The sequence below is a fragment of the Dietzia sp. 179-F 9C3 NHS genome (assembly GCF_045369825.1).
GTDB lineage: Bacteria > Actinomycetota > Actinomycetes > Mycobacteriales > Mycobacteriaceae > Dietzia.
Map to the genome: position 1 here is coordinate 92,998 of NZ_JBIQES010000008.1, position 19,425 is coordinate 112,422.

Annotated in this window: 20 protein-coding genes and 1 pseudogene; 6 read left to right on the forward strand and 15 right to left on the reverse strand. The window is 72.9% G+C overall.

Annotation, left to right across the window (positions count from 1 at the left end):
• Window positions 1–115: 115 nt before the first annotated feature.
• A complete protein-coding gene (locus ACH0BZ_RS11290; protein ID WP_406898438.1) occupies window positions 116–727 on the forward strand; it encodes a hypothetical protein in 612 nt (203 codons plus the stop codon).
• Window positions 728–748: 21 nt separating this feature from the next.
• On the opposite strand, the gene lysS is transcribed toward ACH0BZ_RS11290, so the two are convergent.
• From lysS to ACH0BZ_RS11305, 3 genes and pseudogenes are all read right to left on the reverse strand, one after another.
• Complete coding sequence (gene lysS, locus ACH0BZ_RS11295; RefSeq protein WP_406898439.1) at window positions 749–2,380, reverse strand: lysine--tRNA ligase; 1,632 nt, start codon at window positions 2,378–2,380, stop codon at window positions 749–751.
• A 22-nt stretch (window positions 2,381–2,402) separates the two neighbouring features.
• Window positions 2,403–3,307: pseudogene (glsA, locus tag ACH0BZ_RS11300) on the reverse strand (glutaminase A).
• A 41-nt stretch (window positions 3,308–3,348) separates the two neighbouring features.
• Window positions 3,349–3,756 carry a rhodanese-like domain-containing protein gene (locus ACH0BZ_RS11305; RefSeq protein WP_406898440.1) on the reverse strand — a complete coding sequence of 136 codons (408 nt, stop codon included), beginning with the start codon at window positions 3,754–3,756 and terminating at the stop codon, window positions 3,349–3,351.
• Window positions 3,757–3,868: 112 nt separating this feature from the next.
• On the opposite strand from ACH0BZ_RS11305, the gene ygiD reads away from it, so the two are divergent.
• Window positions 3,869–4,675 (forward strand): 4,5-DOPA dioxygenase extradiol, encoded by an 807-nt coding sequence (ygiD, locus tag ACH0BZ_RS11310; RefSeq protein ID WP_406898442.1) that lies wholly within the window; start codon window positions 3,869–3,871, stop codon window positions 4,673–4,675.
• A gap of 15 nt (window positions 4,676–4,690) precedes the next feature.
• Here ygiD and ACH0BZ_RS11315 read toward each other — a convergent pair whose 3' ends face one another.
• The 11 genes from ACH0BZ_RS11315 to ftsH all read right to left on the reverse strand — a co-directional run bounded on the left by ACH0BZ_RS11315 (window position 4,691) and on the right by ftsH (window position 14,531).
• On the reverse strand, window positions 4,691–5,461 hold the full coding sequence (locus ACH0BZ_RS11315; protein ID WP_406898444.1) for a type III pantothenate kinase: 771 nt from the start codon (window positions 5,459–5,461) through the stop codon (window positions 4,691–4,693).
• Window positions 5,462–5,490: 29 nt separating this feature from the next.
• Window positions 5,491–5,916 (reverse strand): aspartate 1-decarboxylase, encoded by a 426-nt coding sequence (panD, locus tag ACH0BZ_RS11320; RefSeq protein ID WP_406898445.1) that lies wholly within the window; start codon window positions 5,914–5,916, stop codon window positions 5,491–5,493.
• A complete protein-coding gene (gene panC, locus ACH0BZ_RS11325; protein WP_406898447.1) occupies window positions 5,913–6,902 on the reverse strand; it encodes a pantoate--beta-alanine ligase in 990 nt (329 codons plus the stop codon). The genes panD and panC overlap by 4 nt, the downstream gene beginning before the upstream one ends.
• Window positions 6,899–7,855, reverse strand: coding sequence for a Rossmann-like and DUF2520 domain-containing protein (locus tag ACH0BZ_RS11330; RefSeq protein WP_406898448.1), 957 nt, complete (start codon window positions 7,853–7,855; stop codon window positions 6,899–6,901). The genes panC and ACH0BZ_RS11330 overlap by 4 nt, the downstream gene beginning before the upstream one ends.
• Before the next feature lie 129 nt (window positions 7,856–7,984).
• Window positions 7,985–8,965: a DUF6779 domain-containing protein gene (locus ACH0BZ_RS11335; RefSeq protein ID WP_406898449.1), complete on the reverse strand. Its 981-nt coding sequence runs from the start codon at window positions 8,963–8,965 to the stop codon at window positions 7,985–7,987.
• Window positions 8,966–9,056: 91 nt separating this feature from the next.
• Window positions 9,057–9,533, reverse strand: a complete 477-nt coding sequence (locus tag ACH0BZ_RS11340; protein WP_406898450.1) for a DUF3180 domain-containing protein — start codon at window positions 9,531–9,533, stop codon at window positions 9,057–9,059.
• Complete coding sequence (gene folK, locus ACH0BZ_RS11345; protein ID WP_406898451.1) at window positions 9,530–10,090, reverse strand: 2-amino-4-hydroxy-6-hydroxymethyldihydropteridine diphosphokinase; 561 nt, start codon at window positions 10,088–10,090, stop codon at window positions 9,530–9,532. Before folK ends, ACH0BZ_RS11340 begins: the two co-directional genes overlap by 4 nt.
• Window positions 10,087–10,497, reverse strand: coding sequence for a dihydroneopterin aldolase (folB, locus tag ACH0BZ_RS11350; RefSeq protein WP_406898453.1), 411 nt, complete (start codon window positions 10,495–10,497; stop codon window positions 10,087–10,089). The genes folK and folB overlap by 4 nt, the downstream gene beginning before the upstream one ends.
• The gene (gene folP, locus ACH0BZ_RS11355) at window positions 10,476–11,336 is read right to left on the reverse strand and encodes a dihydropteroate synthase (protein ID WP_406898584.1); all 861 of its coding nucleotides are present in this window, start codon (window positions 11,334–11,336) and stop codon (window positions 10,476–10,478) included. The genes folB and folP overlap by 22 nt, the downstream gene beginning before the upstream one ends.
• Window positions 11,337–11,368: 32 nt before the next feature.
• A complete protein-coding gene (gene folE, locus ACH0BZ_RS11360) occupies window positions 11,369–11,992 on the reverse strand; it encodes a GTP cyclohydrolase I FolE (RefSeq protein ID WP_406898455.1) in 624 nt (207 codons plus the stop codon).
• A gap of 34 nt (window positions 11,993–12,026) precedes the next feature.
• Window positions 12,027–14,531 carry an ATP-dependent zinc metalloprotease FtsH gene (gene ftsH / locus ACH0BZ_RS11365; RefSeq protein WP_406898457.1) on the reverse strand — a complete coding sequence of 835 codons (2,505 nt, stop codon included), beginning with the start codon at window positions 14,529–14,531 and terminating at the stop codon, window positions 12,027–12,029.
• 151 nt (window positions 14,532–14,682) lie between these two features.
• Between ftsH and ACH0BZ_RS11370 the strand changes: the two genes are divergently transcribed.
• The 4 genes from ACH0BZ_RS11370 (at window position 14,683) to ACH0BZ_RS11385 (ending at window position 17,795) form a co-directional block, all read left to right on the forward strand.
• On the forward strand, window positions 14,683–16,026 hold the full coding sequence (locus tag ACH0BZ_RS11370; protein ID WP_406898458.1) for an amidase: 1,344 nt from the start codon (window positions 14,683–14,685) through the stop codon (window positions 16,024–16,026).
• A 58-nt stretch (window positions 16,027–16,084) separates the two neighbouring features.
• Window positions 16,085–17,104, forward strand: coding sequence for an NADP-dependent oxidoreductase (locus ACH0BZ_RS11375; protein WP_406898459.1), 1,020 nt, complete (start codon window positions 16,085–16,087; stop codon window positions 17,102–17,104).
• Window positions 17,105–17,169: 65 nt separating this feature from the next.
• Window positions 17,170–17,418: a type II toxin-antitoxin system Phd/YefM family antitoxin gene (locus tag ACH0BZ_RS11380; RefSeq protein WP_406898461.1), complete on the forward strand. Its 249-nt coding sequence runs from the start codon at window positions 17,170–17,172 to the stop codon at window positions 17,416–17,418.
• A 47-nt stretch (window positions 17,419–17,465) separates the two neighbouring features.
• Window positions 17,466–17,795 carry a PIN domain-containing protein gene (locus ACH0BZ_RS11385; RefSeq protein WP_406898462.1) on the forward strand — a complete coding sequence of 110 codons (330 nt, stop codon included), beginning with the start codon at window positions 17,466–17,468 and terminating at the stop codon, window positions 17,793–17,795.
• Window positions 17,796–17,807: 12 nt separating this feature from the next.
• On the opposite strand, the gene ACH0BZ_RS11390 is transcribed toward ACH0BZ_RS11385, so the two are convergent.
• Window positions 17,808–19,346, reverse strand: a complete 1,539-nt coding sequence (locus tag ACH0BZ_RS11390) for an acyl-CoA synthetase (RefSeq protein WP_406898464.1) — start codon at window positions 19,344–19,346, stop codon at window positions 17,808–17,810.
• Between the last annotated feature and the right edge of the window lie 79 nt (window positions 19,347–19,425).

Genomic DNA, 19,425 nt, shown 5'->3' on the forward strand with positions numbered 1-19,425 from the left:
CGCGTAGGTGGAGTGACCGCGACACGCCGCCTAGACTGTGACCTAGGACACACTGGGTCCGGTCCCTGTCCGGGCTCCCCGATGCATGCGCGCCGCCGCCGAAGGGGTGATCTCCATGGCCGCGTACACCGCCCCGCCGCCCCACCTCGCCGAGTTGCCCGGCAGGCCCCCGGTCCACGGCAAGGTGATTCCGCAGCGGCGCAACCTCCTCGGGGCGGCGCTCGCGCTCGGCGGCCTGGCACTCGCGCTGGCCAGCATCTTCCTCCCCTGGCTCACCACGGACACGGCAGCCACGGGATCGCTCACCGCGATGGAGATCACCCAGAAGATCGACGTGCGTAGTGTCGCACCGGTCCTCTTCATCGGACTCGTGGTGATCGCGCTGCTCGTCACCGTGACCGCACTGACCCGGCTCGGGATCCTGGCGACGGCCGCGGCGGCCGTCTCGCTGGTGGTGCTGGCCTCCCACGTAGCCTTTGTCGCGATTCTCCACACGTCGTCGGGCTCCCCCGACCCCACCCTGTCGGGCCTGCCCGCGGACGCGACCGTGGCCCACGGACCGTACGTGGCCGGACTCGGCTTCCTCCTCGCCCTTGCAGGCGCCACCTGGGCTGCACTGTCGGCGGAGGACGCCACGGAGACGACCGTGTCGCCCACGTGGAGCCGGTCGAAGTACGTGGAACGACGAAGAGGCGTCGGAGGCATGACCCCGCCACAACCGGTGTGACGGATGTGGCCAGTGTGACGCTCAGTCGCGCGGCAACGGCTTGACCAGCGGGAAGAGGATCGTCTCGCGGATGCCGAGCCCGGTGAGCGCCATGAGCAGGCGGTCGATGCCCATCCCGAGCCCGGTGGTGGGCGGCATGCCCTGCTCCATCGCGGCGAGGAAGTCCTCGTCGAGGACCATCGCCTCGTCGTCGCCGGCCGCGGCGAGGCGGGCCTGGTCCTCGAAGCGCTGGCGCTGGACCACCGGATCGACGAGCTCGGAGTATCCGGTGGCCAACTCGAATCCACGGACGTAGAGGTCCCACTTCTCGGTGACGCCGCGGTCGGTGCGGTGGTCACGCGTGAGCGGAGAGGTCTCCACGGGGAAGTCGCGGACGAACACGGGCCCCTCGAGCTGGTCGCCGCACAGGTGCTCCCACAGCTCCTCGACGAGCTTGCCGTGGAGCCAGCCCTTGCCCTCCGGCACCTCGAGGCCGACCTTCCCGGCCAGCTCGGTGAGCTCGTCAACGGTGGAGTCCACGGTGACCGTGTCGCCGCCGTCGGCGGCCAGCACCGGGTGCTTGGCGGCGAGCGCCTCGTTGAGCGAGGGGTACATGCGCATCTCGCGCCACTGACCGCCGAGGTCGTATGCGGTGCCGTCCGCCAGGGTCACGGTGGTGGAGCCGAAGACTTCCTCCGCGACCTCCTGGATGACCTCGCGGATCATCGTCGCGGAGGTGTCGTAGTCGCCGTACGCCTGGTACGTCTCGAGCATCGCGAACTCGGGGCTGTGCGAGGAGTCCACGCCCTCGTTGCGGAAGTTGCGGTTGATCTCGAAGACGCGCTCGAGGCCGCCCACCACGCAACGCTTGAGGTACAGCTCGGGGGCGATGCGCAGGTAGAGGTCCAGGTCGAGTGCGTTGGAGTGGGTGACGAAGGGCCGGGCCGCGGCGCCGCCGTGGAGCGTCTGCAGCATGGGCGTCTCCACCTCGAGGAAGCCGCGCCGCTCGAGCGCGTGGCGCAGCGCGCGCACCACTTTGATCCGCAGCACCGCGTTGCGACGGGCCTGCTCGCGCATCACCAGGTCGGTGTAGCGCTGGCGGACGCGGGTGTCCTCGCTCATCTCCTTGTGCGCGACCGGCAGCGGCCGCAGCGCCTTGGCGGCGAGCACCCACGAATCGGCCATCACGGACAGCTCACCGCGCTTGGAGCGCACGACCCGGCCGGTGACGGAGACGTGGTCGCCGAGGTCCACGTCCTGCTTCCACGCCTCGAGCCGGTCCTCGCCGACGTTCGCCAGCGAGAGCATGGCCTGCAGCTGCGGCGCGAACGCGCTGGGCTCGCCCTCGGCCGCGGGGACGGAGAGGTCGGCGGCGGGGTCCACGCCGTCCTGGAGCCGGACGAAGCACAGCTTGCCGGTATTCCGCACGAACAGGACGCGACCGGCGACGGACACCTCGACGTCGGTCTCCTCCCCCGGCTCGAGGTCGGCGAACCGCGGGTCGGCGACGATCTCGGCGAGCCCGTGCGTGCGCGGCACCTCGACCGGGTACGCCTGCCCGCCGGCGTCGAGCAGGCGCTGCCGCTTGTCGCGGCGGATGCGGAGCTGCTCGGGGGTGTCGTCGGCGGGGTCGACGGGGACGGTCTCGGGCGCGGAGGAGGTCGAGTCGGTCACGATTGCCCAGGATAGTCGGTGGTCAGTCCGACCCGCCCGGCACCATGTCGAGCACGTGGAGGTCCAGCCGGTCGGACAGCGCCTCGATCGCCGCGGCCGCGCGGATACTGTTGCCGTGGTCGTCGAGTCGTGGGGCGAAGGCGGCGATCCCGAAGCGCCCCGGCGCCACCGCGAACAGACAGCCCGACACGCCGCTCTTGGCCGGCAACCCCACCTGGTACACCCAGTCGCCAGCCGCGTCGTACATGCCGCAGGTGAACATCACGCTTTGGCATAGCGCACCGCCTTTCTGCCCAGCACCCGCTCCCCGGTCGCCGGGTGCCGGCCGGCGTCGGCGAGCACCGCCGCCATGAGCGCCAGGTCGCGCACGTCCACGCGGATCGCGCACTGCCGGCCGTAGCCGCGGACCACCTCGTGCGGCTCGTCGGCGAGCACTTGCTCCTCGGCGAGCAGATGCGCCAGCGCGAGGTTGCGGTGCGCGTCGTCGGCCTCGGCGTCCGCGACCTCCTCGTCCACCTCGACGTCCCGCCCGACCAGCGTCGAGAACAACTGCCGGATCTTCTCGAAGCGGGTGTCTTCGTCGTCGTCGGGTTGTCCCACCAGGGAGTGGGCGACGAGCGCACCGGCGTTGATGAGCGCGTTGGCCGCGCGACCCGTGCCCGCCTCAAGGGAGATCTCGTTGAACGCCTCGCCGCTCGGCTCCACGCCGATCCGCTCCGCGACCTCGTCCACGCCCTTCTGGTCCAGCGCGAGGGCGTAGACGAAGGGCTTGGTGGCGGACTGGAGGCAGAAGTCGACGGCGTCGTCGCCAGCCGAGACCACGGTGCCGTCGAGGTGACAGACCGCGAGGGCCAACGGCTCGCCGTCGTCGTCCCCGCAGGCCTCGCGGAGGATCTCCTCGAGCAGGTCGTCCGTGATGTCGCTCATGCCACGACGGTAGCGGCGCCGGGACCGACCGGCAGCCGGACTCAGTGCGCGGAGATCGCCGACCGCTCGCGCACCAGGTGCTCGGCGTCGGTGAGCAGGCCGAGTGCACCGGCGGCGCGGAGGGCGTCGTGGCCGCCGTCGACCGCGCGGACGCCGGCGACGCCGCGGGTGTGGAGCTCCCAGGCGAACAGCTCGGCGTCGAGGCCGTCGTCGCTCACCAGGACCACCTGGCGGCCGGCGGTCGCGGCGGCCAGCGGTGCGGGTGAGTGGGGGTCGAGGAGGTCCACGACGGGACGGGCCTCGACCGCGACGGCGCCGGGGAGGACGCCCTGCCGCTCGCGCTGGGCCCGGGACCGGATGTCGACGACGAGGGCACCGGTCTCCACAGCCATCCGGTAGCCGGCGGCGTCGAGAATCGCGTCGGCGGAGGTGGCGAATGCTGCGGTCATGGGAGCAACAATAGACAGACTGGTCTATCTACCGCAAGGGGTGGGGCAGAATACTGGCGCCGAGACTATTGTTGATTCATCACACATAAACCGTTATCAGGGAGTCCCCGCCATGAGCACCGCCGCACCCGCCGACACCGCGCCCGCGCGTCAGCCCGTCGTCTTCGTGGGCCACGGCGCCCCCACCAACGCCCTCGAGGACAACCGCTGGACCCGCGAGTGGGCCGCACTCGGCGCCTCGCTCCCCGAACGCCCGCGCGCGGTGCTCGCCGTGTCCGCGCACTGGTACATCAACGCGACCGCCGTGACCGCCATGCACCGGCCGCGCACGATCCACGACTTCTACGGCTTCCCCCGCGAGCTCGCCGAGTTCGAGTACCCCGCGCTCGGCGCCCCCGAGCTCGCGGCCGAGGTGGCCGAGTTCGTCAAACCCACCTGGGTGGGCGCCGACCAGGACTCATGGGGCTTCGACCACGGCACCTGGTCCGTCCTCACCCACGTCTTCCCCGACGCCGACGTGCCCGTCGCCCAACTCTCCGTGGACGCGAGCAAGCCCGCCGAGTACCACCACGAGTTGGGCACGAAGCTGGCCGCGCTCCGCGACTCCGGCGTGCTGGTGCTGGCCAGCGGGAACGTGGTGCACAACCTGCGCATGGTGAACCCGGCGGTCGGCGAGACCGGCGCCGACTGGGCCCACCGCTTCGACGACCACGCCGAGGAACTCCTGGGGTCGCGCCCCGAGGACGCGCCGGCGCTGCTCGAGCACCCCGACGCCGCGCGAGCCGTGCCCACCGCCGACCACTTCCTGCCCCTGCTCTACACCGCCGGCATGGCCGCGGCCTCCGGCGAGCGGCTCGAGTCGTTCACCAAGGACTACGTGTGGAACTCGCTGTCCATGACGAGCTACCGGGCGGCCTGAGGCGCCAGACGCCACTCAGGCGTTGCGCTCGAACACCAGCCGCAGGCCCTCGAGGGCCAGTTCGTGCTCGATGTCGGTGACGGTGCGCGACTCGGAGGCCACGACGTCCGCCCGCTTGCCGGTGAGCACGACGGACGCGTCGGCCAGGCCGTCGACCTCGGCGCGCAGCCGGTCGACCAGCGCGTCGATCTGGCCGGCGAAGCCGATGACGATCCCGGCCTGCAGCGCGGCCACGGTGTTCTTGCCCAGAGCCCCGCGCGGGCGGACGACCTCGATCTTGCGCAGCGCCGCGGCCCGCTCGGCCAGGGCGTCCACGGAGATGTCGATGCCCGGCGCGATGGCGCCGCCGAGGAGCTCGCCGCGCGCGGAGATCGCGTCGACGGTGGTGGCGGTGTCGACGTCGACGACGATGACGGCGCCGTCGAACAGCGCGTGGGCGGCCAGCGCGTTGACCACCCGGTCGGAGCCGACCTCGCGCGGGTTGTCCACGAGCAGCGGCACGCCGGTCTTGACTCCGGGCGCCACCACCACGGCGGGGACCTCCGGCCAGTAGTCGGCGGCCATGCGCCGGAGCTCGCCGGTCACGGAGGGCACCACGGACATCGCGGCGATGCCGGTGAGCCGCTGCGCGCACTCCCCCAGCAGGCCGCGGATCGTCAAAGCCAGCTCATCGGAGGTCACCGCGGGCGAGGTGCACACGCTCCAGGTCCGCTCGAGCGGGCCGTCATCGGCCGGGAAGACGCCGAGCCGGATGTGGGTGTTGCCGACGTCGACGGTGAGGAGCACGGGTCCGGGCCTCGTCTCTGGGTGGCGGGTCAGACGCCGGCCGGCTCGGGCACGCGCGGGTTCTTGAGCCCCGAGCCCTCGGGCACGTTCGCCGGGTCGTCGCCGAGCGTCATCTGCCGGTTGCGCTCGTCCACGAACACCACGCGGGGCTTGTACTCCCGCGCCTCGGCGTCCTCCATCTGGGCGTAGGCGATGATGATCACCAGGTCGCCCGGGTGCACGAGGTGAGCGGCGGCGCCGTTGATGGAGATCACGCCGGAACCGCGCTCGCCGGTGATGGCGTACGTGGTGAGGCGGGCGCCGTTATTGATGTCGACGATGTCGATCTGCTGGCCCTCGAGCAGGTCGGCGGCGTCCATGAGGTCGGCGTCGATCGTGCACGAGCCCACGTAGTGCAGGTCGGCCTGCGTGACGGTGGCGCGGTGGATCTTGGAGTGGAGCATGGTGCGCATCATGAGAGGTCTCCCTGCAAATCGGCGGCCATCTCGGCCTGCTGGGCGGCGACGGTGGCCTCGGCGGCGGCGAGGAAGCCGGTGCCGATCGCCACGCCGACGTTGTCGATGAGTCGGGTGGAGCCGACCCGGGCGGCCACGAGGAGCCGTCCGGGCCCCTCCTCGGGGGCCGGACCCAGGTCCGGGGCGGCGAGCTCGAGGTACTCGATCTCGATGTCGGGGGCGGTGTCGAGGACCGCCCGGGCGGCATCGAGGACGGCCTGGCGGCCGCCCGCGGCGGCGTGGGCGCCGGCGACGAGCGCCGCCGACAGGGTGGTGGCGAGCTCCCGCTCGACGTCGCCGAGGTGGCGGTTGCGCGAGCTCATGGCGAGCCCGTCGTGCTCGCGCACGGTGGGCACGCCCACCACGCGCACGTCCATGTCGAGGTCGGCGACCATCTGCTTGACCAGCACGAGCTGCTGGTAGTCCTTCTCTCCGAAGAACGCCTGGTGGGGGGCCACGATGTGGAACAGCTTGGCCACCACGGTGAGCATTCCGGCGAAGTGCCCGGGCCGCATCGCTCCCTCGAGGTGGTCGCCGGTCGGACCGGGCTGGATGGTGGTGCGCGGACCCTCCGGGTACATCGCCGCGGCGTTGGGGGCAAAGACCAGTTCGACGCCGGCGTCGGCGAGCATCGCCACGTCCTCGTCGAGGGTGCGCGGGTAGGACTCCAGGTCGGCGGCGGCGTTGAACTGCAGCGGGTTGACGAAGATCGAGACCACCACGACCGCGCCCGGCGTCCGCCGCGCGGCCTCGACCAGGGCGAGGTGGCCCTCGTGCAGTGCGCCCATGGTGGGCACGAACACGACCTGCTTGCCCACCGTGCGCAGGGACTCGGTGACCGCGTGCAGCGAGGTCGGCTCGTGGTGGATCGTCAGCTCGCCGCGCGCGTAGCCGGACCGGGGGTCGCCGGGGACCGCGGTGCGGACGGGGTACGTGGTGGCGGTCATCGCAGCTGCTCCGTCAGGTCGGGGGCCAACAGGTCGGTGACGTCGCGGCCGGCGTCGCAGCGCCGCGCGGTGCGCAGGGCGAGGGCCCGGTAGCCGGCGGCCAGCCCGCCGTCGACGTCCTCGAGGGCGTCGAGGTGGCGGGCGACGGTGACGGCGTCGCCGCGCATGACCGGCCCGGTGAGCGCGGCGTCGCCGAAGGCGAGGACATTGTCGAGCGCGGCGTGCAGGAGCGGGGCGAGGGTGCGGCGGGCGAGCGCCTCGGCATCGCCGCCGAGCATCCCGTCGGGGTCGGCCTCGACTGCGCCGCCGGCCGAGACGGCGAAGGACGCCGCGAGCGCCTCGGCGGCGTCGCCCACCAAGGTGACGAGGTGGTTGGCGCCGTGCGCGAGCGCGGCGTGGTAGAGCGCGCGGTGCGACTCGGCGACGGTGACGGGCAGGCCGCCGGTCTCCATGACCAGCATCTGCCCGACGACGAGGCCCACCTCGTCCGGGGAGGTGAGCGCCCAGGAGCAGCCCTCCATGCGCTCGATGTCGGAGTCGCCGCCGGTGAAGGTCATCGCCGGGTGCGCCGCCACCACGACGGCGCCGGCGTCGGCCGCGGGGCGGAGCACATCCGCACCGACGGCGCCGGCGACATGCACCACGATATGGCCGGGACGGAAGGCGTCCGCGGCGACGAGCTCGGCCACGACGCCGGGCAACGCGGCGTCGGGGACGGCGAGGACGAGCAACTCGCACGCGGCGGCGACACCGACGGCGTCGAGCACGCGGGCCTCTGGCAGGCGACGGGAGGCCAGCTCGCGCGAACGCTCCGAGCGGGCGACGAGCGCGGACACGACGTGGCCGCGCTTCTCGAGTGCGGCACCGACGGCGGTGCCGACACGTCCGGCGGACACCAGGCCCACGGACAGACGGGCAGGGGGTGTACCGGTGACGCCGAATTCGGACATCATGAGGTGCTCCAGTGATCGATCCGTTCCAGGCCCACTCCTCGGTGGGTCCCGGACATCTCGGGGTAGAGCGTAATCGCCTGAGGGCCGCCTCAGGTCATCGAGTGGGCGACATCACACCTGGGAGAAGCGTCAGCCCTCCGACCGCCGGCGGCGGCCACCGGACTGGCCGTCCGAGTCTCCGCCGAGGCGCGCCATGAGCTCGGCGACCGAAAGGCCTGTGCCCTCGCCGTGGCGGCTGGCGAGCGGGGTCTCGGACTGCTCGGGCTCGGGTGCCGGCGTGGGCTTCTCCGCCGCGGGCTCCGGCTGCTCGGGCTCGGGTGCCGGCGTGGGCTTCTCCGCCGCGGGCTCCGGCTTCGGCTCCGGCTTCGGCTCAGGCTCCGGCTTCGGCTCGGGGGACTCGGGCTTCGCGGGCTCCTCGACCTTGGGCTGCGGCCGGGTCGCGGGGCGGACGGCCGGGCCCCGGCGGGGCTCGGACACAGGCGACAGCTTCTCGGTGCGCTCGGTGCTCGGGGTCGCGTCGCGGCCCACGCCCGAGGTGGCGGGCTGGGGCCGCGTCGGCTCGGGGGCGCGGCGGCGGGGCTCGACGCGCTCGGACGGCACGGTCGGCAGCGACTGGGCTCCGGCGCCGAGCTCGCCGGCGGGACCGAGGCCACCCACGGCGTAGCGGTCCTCCGGCATCTGCACGCCGAGCTGGCCGAGCTGCTCGCGGAGGGCGGCGATCTCCTGCCGCAGGGCGAGGATCGAGTCCGAGGTCTCGGCCCGGACGCTGTCGCGCAGGTCCTTCTCCACGACGAGCTCGTGCTCGCGCCGAGCGGAGATCTCCCGCTCCAGCTGCAGCTCGTACACGGTGTGCAGGTCCCGGACACGGGACGCCTCGGCGGCGGCCTGACGCCTGTACCGGCCCACGAGGAACGCGCCGATGAACGCGGCCCACAGCGCGGCCAGCGTCCCGATACGCATCCAGACCGGGTTGTCCGAGAAGATCATGACGACGGTCGCGACGAGCGCCAGGACCAGCAGGACGACGAGGGCGATCTGGGCGACCCCGCGGTCCTCGCCGCGCGCGGGACGAGAGGAACGGGGCTTGTCGATGGCGCCGTCGGAACTCATGCCCCGCATGCTACTCGGAGAATCAGCAGTCACACCGGTAACCACCGCGTGTTCGTCCGGAACGGAGTGCCCTGGTCGGCACCCGGCGACCTCAGATGGTGGCCGCCAGGCCGTCGGCCTCGTCGTCCTCCGGCGGGGTCGTGCACGAGGACTCCAGGAAGAGCCCGGCCGCCAGGAGCAGCGCCCCGCACACCAGCGCGGCCACCGACGGCGGCAGCTCGGACCGCGCCGCGGCCAACTCGCCGAGTCGCGGCAGGAAGTAGAGAACGAGGCCCACTCCGAACCCGGCCGCAACCGCGCCGAGTACCGCCGACGCCTGGCCGAGCGCCACCGCCCGGGCGATGGTCACCGGGTGGAGCTGGCTGCGGTCCTGGCCGACCCGGCCCCCGGAGATCGCCGCCCGGATCCGCACCGCCCACACCGCGTTGACCGCCGCCAGGGCCAGCAGCGTCACCCATGACCAGCCCGCGGACGGCATCGCGCCGAGAAACGCGTCCGTGAGAACGTACGCCGCCACGGCCGCGACCAGCGCCACCAGCACGAGGGTGGAGACGGCGATCCGGGTCATGAGGTGACGGGAGGGTCGGCGGGGTCGGGAGGGCCGTCGGGGGTGGGCGGGCCCACGAGCGGCGCGTCGAGTCGGCGCACCGCCGCGACGTCGCCCGGGTCCAGCGCGGCGAGGAGGTCGGCCACCGGGCGGCCGGCGAGGACCGCGCCCGGTTCGATCTCGGCCCACGGGACGAGGACGAAGGCGCGCTCGGCGGCGCGGGGGTGCGGCAGCGTCAGCTCGGGGTCGGTGGAGGTCACCTCGTCGTCGTCGATCCGCGCCGTCACCACGTCCACGTCGAGGGTTCGGGGCCCCCACCGCACCTCGCGGGTGCGGCCGGCCCCGCGCTCGCGCGCGAAACCCCACTCGAGGACGTCGCGCGGGGTGCCGGGATGGTCGACGACGAGGACGGCGTTGAGGAAGTCGTCCTGCTCGACCCCGCCCCACGGCGGCGTGGCATACACCGACGAGCAGGACACGAGAATCCTGTCGGCGGCCGCGGCGGCGACGACCCCACGCAGCAGGCCGAGCGCGTCGCCCTGGTTGCCGCCGATCGACAGCACGACGCGGCAGGTCACGCCGGCCCCCTGGTCGGCATGCGGCCGCCCTGTCCGCGGCCGCCCTTGCGGGAGCGGCGGGCGACGACGGCGACGTCGGCGAACTCGGCCGGGATCGGCGCCTGCGGCTTGTGCACCGTCACCTCCACGGCGTGGGCGTCCGGGGCGAGGTCCATGACGCCGTCGGCGATGCGGGCGGCGACGGTCTCGATGAGGTCGCAGGGCTCGCCGGCCACCACGTCGCGGGCGAACAGCGCGAGCGCGCCGTAGTCCACGGTGTCGGCGAGGTCGTCGGACGCGGCCGCCGCGGAGAAGTCGGTCCACAGGACGAGGTCCACGAGGAAGTCCTGGCCGTCGCGGCGCTCGTGGTCAAAGACGCCGTGGTGGCCGCGGACGCGCAGGCCCCTCAGCTCGATGCGGTCGGCCATCGACTCCCCTCCCCGTCCGAGCCACCGCCGGTGCCGCCGTCGGCCCAGGCGGCGGCCACGCGCACCGCGTCCGCGCTCGGCCCCACGTCGTGGACTCGCACGCCCCAGGCGCCGGCCGCGGCGGACAGCGTCGTGATGGCCGCCGTCGCCGGGTCGCGGCCGGTCACCGCACGCGGCTCCCCCGCGGGGTCGGCGAGCAGGGTGCCGAGGAAGCGCTTGCGGGAGGCCGCCACGAGGACGGGCCGGCCCAGGTCGAGGATCCGGTCGAGGCCGTGGAGCAGCGCCCAGTTGTCGCGGCCGTCCTTGGCGAAGCCCAAGCCGGGGTCCAGGACGATCGCCTCCTCGGCCACGCCGGCGGCGAGCGCCGCATCGGCCCGCCGGGCGAGGTGTTCGCGGACGGCGCCCACCACATCGACGCCGTAGTCGGCGCGGCCGCCGGCGCCGCCGGCGAACCGGTCGTCGGATACCCAGTGCATGAGGATCCACGGGCAGCCCGCCTCGGCCACGACCCGCGCCATGTCCGAGTCGGCGAGGCCGCCGGAGACGTCGTTGACGATGTGCGCCCCGGCCGCCAGCGCGGCCTCGGCCACCGGTGCGCGCATGGTGTCCACGCTGACGGTGACGCCGGCGTCGACGAGGCCCCGCACCACGGGGACGACCCGCTTGGCCTCGGTGACGGCGTCGACGCGGGTCGCGCCGGGTCGGGTCGACTCGCCGCCCACGTCGACGACGTCGGCGCCCTCGTCCGAGAGCCGTCGACCGTGCGCGACGGCGGCGTCCACGTCGAGGTACCGGCCGCCGTCGGAGAAGGAGTCGGCGGTCACGTTGACCACGCCCATCACCGCGCAGCGGCCGGGGCGGGGCAGCCGGCTCACGTCCCGCGCAGGAGGCCGAGCGCCTCCGCCCTGGTCGAGGCGTTGCTGCGCATGATCCCGCGCACCGCCGAGGTGGTGGTGACCGAGCCGGGCTTGCGGATGCCGCGCATCGCCATGCACAGGTGCTCGCACTCGATCACCACGAGCACGCCCGACGGGTGGAGGCGGTCGACGATCGCGTCCGCCACCTGGCTGGTGAGCCGCTCCTGGACCTGCGGCCGCTTGGCGTAGAGGTCCACGAGCCGCGCGAGCTTACTCAGGCCCGTCACCGTCCCGGATCTGCCGGGGATGTAGCCGATGTGTGCCACGCCGTGGAAGGGCACGAGGTGGTGCTCGCACGTCGAGTAGATGGGGATGTCGCGAACCAGGACGAGCTCCCGGTGGTCCTCGTCGAAGGTGCGGGACAGCACCTCGGAGGGGTCGGTGTAGAGGCCGGCGAACATCTCGCGGTACGCCCGCGCCACGCGCGCCGGGGTGTCCTGCAGTCCCTCGCGGTCGGGGTTCTCCCCCACAGCCAGGAGCAGTTCGCGGACCGCCGCCTCGGCGCGGGGGGCGTCGAAGGTGCGGCCCGAGGGCACCGCCACGGCGTCGGCGGACGGCGGGTGATCGAGTGTGGTCAAGGGAACCTCTTCTCGCGGTGGGACGGCGACAGGGTCAGGAGTCGCGCTCCCACGGGGGGCGCCAGTTCTCGTCGCGGTCCTCACGGCGGTGGGAGCCGGTGCGCCGGCCCGTCCCGTCCACCGCAGACCAGGCCCGGGTGGGGCCCGTGTCCGCCGGGGCGTCGTCCGGGCGGTTATCCGGGCGTCCGTCGGGGCGGTCGCCGTCTGTGCGGCCCTCGGGGTCCCCGGACGGGCGGTCCGGGGCGGCGGGTAGGCGGGTGGTCTCCGAGCTGCTCGGCCCGTCCGCCGGAGCCGGTGTCGGGGAGGGGGCCGGGGAGGGGGCCGGGGCAGGTGCGGGCCCGCCGCCGTACGGCGCGGACTCGCGCGGCGGCCAACCCGGTGCGGACCAGCCGGGGGGCGGCGGGGTGCCGTACTGCGGCATGCCCGTCGTCTCGCCGTTGCGGCGCGGGGCGCCCGACGCGGCACCGGGTCCGGCTCCGACGCCGGCCGGGCCGCGATCGCCGTCCGCCGGACCCCCGTCGCCGCCCTCGGTGTCCCGCGTGCGCGAGTCGGGCAGGATCGGCTTGGCGAACGGGTCGGTGATGGGCGGCGGCCAGGGCTCGCCGCGCTCCTTGGCCAGCTCACCCGGGGTCTTGATGGGCGGGCGGGTCGAGGGGATGCGGCCGCCGAAGTCGTCGAACTCCGTGATCCGCGGCCGCTTGGTGACGTCCGCGAACAGCCGCTCCAGGTCGGGCTGCCGGAGCGTCTCCTTCTCCAGCAGCTCGCCGGCCACGGCGTCGAGGATGTCGCGGTTGGTCTCGAGGACCCGCCACGCCTCGGTGTGCGCGGCGTCGATGATCCGCCGGATCTCGTCGTCGATCAGCTTGGAGACCTCGGGTGAGTACTCGGCTCCGGCCCCGCCACCGCGGCCGAGGAACGGGTCGCCGCCCTCGTCGCCGTACTTGACCGCCCCGAGTTTGGCACTCATCCCGTACTCGGTGACCATCGCCCGCGCGATGCGGGTGGCCTGCTCGATGTCCGAACTCGCGCCCGAGGTGGGCTCGCCGAACACGTACTCCTCTGCGGCGCGGCCGCCCATCGCCATGACGATCCGGGCGATCATGTCGGCGCGGGTCATCAACGTCTTGTCGTCCTCGGGCACGACGAGCGCGTGGCCGCCGGTGCGCCCGCGGGCGAGGATCGTCACCTTGTGGACCGGCTCGAGGTCTTCCATCGCCCACGCGGCCAGGGCGTGGCCGGACTCGTGGTAGGCGGTGACCTTCTTCTCGTGCTCGCTGATCACGCGGTGCTTGCGGCGCGGGCCGCCCACCACGCGGTCGGTGGCCTCCTCGAGGATGTCGATCGAGATCTCGTCCCGGCCGAGGCGGGCCGCCAGCAGGGCGCCCTCGTTGAGAACGTTGGCCAGGTCCGCGCCGGACATGCCGATGGTGCGGCGGGCCAGGGAGGTCATGTCCACATCCGCGGCGAGCGGCTTGCCCTGGGAGTGCACGCCGAGGATCGCCTCGCGGCCCTTGAGGTCCGGGTTGGTCACCGGCACCTGGCGGTCGAAGCGCCCCGGGCGCAGCAGCGCCGGGTCGAGCACGTCCGGCCGGTTGGTGGCGGCGATGAGGATGACGGTCGAACGGTCGTCGAAGCCGTCCATCTCCACGAGGAGTTGGTTGAGGGTCTGCTCGCGCTCGTCGTGGCCGCCGCCCATGCCCGAGCCGCGGTGCCGGCCCACGGCGTCGATCTCGTCGACGAACACGATGCACGGCGCGTTCTGCTTGGCCTTCTCGAACAGGTCGCGCACTCGCGAGGCGCCCACGCCAACGAACATCTCCACGAAGTCCGAGCCGGAGATCGAGTAGAACGGCACCCCGGCCTCGCCGGCGACGGCGCGCGCGAGCAGCGTCTTTCCGGTGCCGGGAGGCCCGTAGAGCAGCACGCCCCGCGGGATCTTGGCGCCGAGCCGCTCGTAGCGGGACGGGTTCTGGAGGAAGTCCTTGATCTCGTTGAGCTCCTCGACCGCCTCGTCCTCGCCGGCCACGTCCGCGAACGTGGTCTGCGGCATGTCCTTGGTGAACTCCACCGCGCGCGACTTGCCCACGCCGAACAGCCCGCCACGTCCGCCCTGCATGCGGGACATGAAGTAGAACAGCAGCGCGAACAGGATGAGCATCGGCAGCAGGAACGACGCCATCTGCATGAGGAAGCCCTGCTGCGTGACCGTGGTGTCGTACTTCTCCGGCGCGGACGCCGCCACGCGGTCGAAGATCTGGTCCGCCGCCCGTTCGGGGTACTTGGCGACGATCTTGTCCGCCTCGTCCGCGCCCGCCTCGGGCGTGATGGGCTCCTTGAGCGTGAGCCGAAGCTGCTGCTCGCGGTCCTCGATCTGCGCCTCGGCGACGTTCTTTGCGTCGACCTGGGCGAGCGCCACCGAGGTGTCCACCTCGGCGTATCCGCGGTTGTCGTCCGAGAAGAACGAGAACGCGACGATCGCCAGGATGATGACACCGGCGATCGCGACGTTGCGGTAGACGGTGTTGCTCTTGCGTTCCATTCGGCCCTCGTGTGCGATGGGCGGCCAGCCGGTCGGCGGACCCGTGCAGGTGACCGACGTGCCCGCCGGTGTCGCCCCAGGTTACCCGCGCGGTCGGACAGGGGTCCGCACTGATCGCCGAGGGCGGACACCCGCGGATATCATCGTGACCGTGACCACCGTGCCGCCCACCGCCATCGAGACCGCCGAGGCGGTGCGCTCGGGGGCCCGGTCGGCCAGCGAGACCGCCGACTCCGCCCTCGCCCGCATCGCCGACCTCGACCGCAGCCTGCACGCCTTCACCACCGTCCTACGTGCCGACGCCCGCGGCGCCGCCGCCCGGGTGGACGCGATGACCGTCGACTCCCGCGCAGCGCTACCGCTGGCCGGGGTGCCGATCGCGGTCATGTCCACTGTCACCCTCGAGAACCCGGTGATCAGGCCTCTGATCGAGGCCGGGGCGGTGCCTGTGGGGATCACGGCCGCGCCCGAGCTGTGCACGTGGGGAATGACCGACTCCGACGCGCACGGCGTCACCCGCAACCCGCGCGACATCACACTGACGCCGGGCGGCTCTTCCGGCGGGTCGGCCGCCGCCGTGGCGTCAGGGATGGTGCCGCTCGCCGTGGGCGACGACGGCATGGGCTCGCTCCGGATCCCGGCCGCCGCGTGCGGGCTCGTGACGATCAAGCCCGGCGCCGGAGTGGTGCCCACCGACCTTCCGCCGAGTAACTGGGGCGGGCTCGCCGAGTCCGGCCCGCTGGCCACGACCGTCGCCGACACCGCGCTGGCCCTGTCCCTCATGGCCGGCCGGCCCGGCCTGGCCGAGGTGGGCGGGGCCCCCGAGGGCCTGCGGGTGGGGGTGTCGACGACGAGCCCGATCAGGCTCGGAACCGATATCGTCCCCGTGCGCGAGCCGTGGAAGCGGGCCGCCCGCGAGGCCGCCGACCTGCTGCGGGCGGACGGTCTCGTCGTCGTCGACTCCTCCCTCCCCGCCCCCCGCGACCCGGTCCTCTATCTGGCGCGCTGGACCTCCGCCGTGGCCCGGGCGGCCGAGCACGCCAACCTGCCGCTCTCGGCGATGGAGCGGCGGACCCGGCACCACGCGCTGCTCGGGCGCACCGTGTTCCGCCGGGGCGGCGCGGGCGACGGCGACACCCGCTGGAACCGGGCGGCCGACGCCCTACGCGTCGAGGTCGAGAAGGCCATGGACGCCGAGGGGGTTGACGTGTGGCTCACCCCCGCCGTCGCGGACCTGCCACCCGAGGCCACCGACTGGCACCGTCGGTCGTGGGGGCGGTCGCTGTGGGCCTCGATGCGGTTCTCGCCGTTCACCCCGCTCGCCAACGTTCTGGGCTGGCCGGCGATGTCTGTGCCGTGTGGCGACACCCGCACGCACGCCGGGCGCGCGCTGCCCACCTCGGTGCAGCTCATCGGCCGGCCGGGATCGGAGGCGGAACTCCTCGCGCTGGCGGCCGTGCTCGAACGCGGCGCGCCCTGGCAGCGGACCGCCTGAACGGGGCACGCCCACGGCCCGGTTGCGCGCCGGCCATGGGGCCGACGACCATCGGGGCATGAGCTCGCAGCCGATCGACCCGCCCACCAGCACCCGCCACATCGTCCTGGCCCGCAGGCCGCACGGCCGCCCCGTGCCCGAGGACTTCCGGCTCGAGACGGTCGCGCTCCCCGAACTGCGGGACGGCCAGATCCTCGTGGCCAACTCCGTCATGTCGGTGGACCCGTACATGCGGGGCCGGATGAACGACGTGAAGTCCTACATCGATCCGTTCCGCCTGGACGAGCCGCTGGACGGCGGAGCCGTAGGCGAGGTGATCGCCTCCCGCAGCGGCGACGTGCCGGTGGGCGTCACGGTCCTGCACGGCCTGGGCTGGCGCGAACACGCGGTCCTTGACGGTCGTAGAGCCCAGGTCGTGGACGTCTCCCAGGTCTCCGAGTCCGCGTACCTGGGCGTGATGGGCATGCCCGGCCTCACGGCGTACGCGGGCCTCATGGCGGCCGGCGAGTTCTCGCCGGGTGACGCGGTGTTCGTCTCCGGCGCGGCCGGGGCGGTCGGCTCGCTGGTCGTGCAGATCGCTAAGGCCTCCGGGGCGTCGCGGGTGATCGGCAGCGCCGGCTCGGCCGAGAAGGTGGCCCGGGTGCTCGAGCTCGGAGCCGACGCCGCCTTCGACTACCACGACGGCGTCGGCGACCAGCTCGAGGCGGCCGCGCCCGACGGCATCGACCTGTACTTCGACAACGTGGGCGGCGAGCACCTCGAGGCCGCGATCGAGGCGATGAACGACGACGGGCACATCGCCCTGTGCGGTGCGATCAGCGCCTACAACGCCTCCGAGCCGCCGCCCGGGCCGCGCAACCTCTTCCGCGCGATCGGCAAGCGGCTCACGATGCGCGGGTTCATCGTGGGCAAGTATGCGGGCCTGAACGCGGAGTTCCGAGAGAAGATGACCGGCTGGCTGCGCGACGGCGAGGTGCGGTTCGACGAGACGTTCCGCGACGGCCTGGAGAACGCGCCGCAGGCGTTCATCGACCTGCTCGACGGCGCGAACACCGGGAAGATGGTCGTGCGGTTGTGATCCGCGGCCCGGCGACTCACCACCGGTAGGAAGTGCCTACGTAGCACAAGTGCTACCATTGCTCCATGAGCGTCGTCGGCCTTCGCGAACTCCGCCAGAACGCCTCAGAGATCCTGAGGCGGGTCGAACGCGGGGAGGACATCACCGTCACCGTCGCCGGTCGACCCAGCGCACGTCTCGTCCAGGCCGAAGACCGGCGCTGGCGGTCCTGGGGTGACATCGCCGCGTTGTTCGACGGGCCGGAGGACGAGGAATGGGCTCGCGATCGCGACGAGATCTCCCAGCAGATCCGCGATCCCTGGGCAGAGGAATGAAGGCCATCCTCGACACGAGTGTCGTCGTGGCCAGAGGAGTCGCCCCGGTGACCGCGGAACTGGCGATCAGTGCGGTGACGCTGGCCGAACTCCACTTCGGGGTCCTCGTGGCGCGGGACCCGGACGCGCGGGCCGAACGGCTCCGGCGGCTCCTGTTCGTCCGGAACGCCTTCGATGCGCTCCCCGTGGACGCCGACGTCGCGGCGAGCTACGGGCGCCTCGCCGCCGCGGTGGTCGAGGCGGGCCGACAGCCCAGGGCGAGGTCGATGGATCTGCTCATCGCCGCCACCGCTCACGCCCACGGCGCCACGCTGCTGACCAGGAACCCCAGGGACTTCGTCGGGCTGGACGGGCTGGTAGAGGTCGCCGAGGCGTGAGATCCACCGCTGTCAGGCGCTGTACCGCTCCACGATCCGCCGCTTGACCAGCTTGCCGGTGGGCGTCCGCGGCAACTCGTCGACGAGGTCCACGCCGCGCGGGATCTTGAAGTCGGCGACGGTGCCGCGCAGCGAGTCGAGGATCTCCTCGGCCAACCCGGGGTCGTCGGCGCGGTCCGCGGCCGGGACCACCACGGCGTGGACCCGCTCCCCCATCTCCACGTCGGGGAGTCCGATCACGGCCACGTCCTCGACCGCCGGGTGCAGCACGAGCGCGTTCTCGATCTCCTGCGGGTAGATGTTCACCCCGCCCGAGATGATGGTGAACGCCTTACGGTCGGTCAGGTACAGGAAGCGGTCCTCGTCGAGGTAGCCCACGTCGCCGAAGGTGGCCCAGGTGGGATGGTCGGGGTGGAAGACGGACGCCGTCTTCTCGGGGTCCCCGTGGTATTCGAAGGTGCCCTCGTCCTGCTGCCAGTAGATGGTGCCGATCTCGCCGGCGGGCAGTTCCTCGCCCGTCTCGTCGCAGATGTGCGCGATGCCCTTGAGCCCGTCGCGCCCCACCGACCCGGGCCGCTCGAGCGCCTCCTGGGAGTTGATAAAGGTGATGCCCATGCCCTCGGTGGCCGAGTAGTACTCGTGGATCACCGGCCCCCACCACTCGATCATCCGGCGCTTGACCTCGGGCGGGCACGGGGCCGCGGCGTGGATAGCGTGGGTGAGGGTCGACAGGTCGTACTTGCCGCGCGTGGCGTCGGGCAGCTTGAGCATCCGCACGAACATCGTGGGCACCCACTGCGAGTGCGTGACCCGGTACTCCTCGATGAGCCGCAGCGCCTCCTCGGGGTCGAAGCGGTCCATGAGGATCACCGTGCCTCCCACGGAGTTGACCACGCCGCAGAAGCGCAGCGGCGCCGCGTGATACAGCGGGGCGGGGCACAGGTAGACCGAGTCGGCGTCGAAGCCGTAGAGGAAGGAGAATACCGGCGTGTAGTGGTCGGGCACCTCGTCGATCTGCCCCTCCGGCGGGTCCACGCGCACACCCTTGGGTCGGCCGGTGGTGCCGGAGGAGTAGAGGAAGTCGTGGCCGCGGGGCTGGTCGGCGGGCGCGTCCGTGGGCTGCCCCTCGAGCATCGTGCGGTAGTCCTCGAAGCCCTCGATCGCCCCGCCGAACGCCACCCGGTGCTCGACGCCCGGCAACGCGTCCGGCGAGCGGTCCACGTGGTTGGCCACCGCCGCGGAGACGAACAGGGCGCGGGCGCCGCAGTCGTCGACGATGTACGTGGACTCCTCGGGCGTGAGGTGGTGGTTGACGGCCACGATGTACAGACCCGTCCGCAGTGCGCCCCAGTACAACTCCACCATCTCGAGCGTGTTGTCCGAGACCACCGCGATCGTGTCGCCGGGGCGCAGCCCCCAGTCGTCTGCCATGAGGTGCGCGAGCTGGGCGGAGCGGGCCTCGAGCTCGGCGTAGGTGATCCCCTCGCCCGTGGCGGGGCGGACGACGGCGGGCTTGTCGGGCGTGGTGGCGGCGAAGGTCCCCGGGAACATGCCAGCAGGCTACATATCAGATGTGGCGAATATCACTTTTTCCGGGAGGATCCGGGAGGGCCCGGCGCGCGCGGCAGGT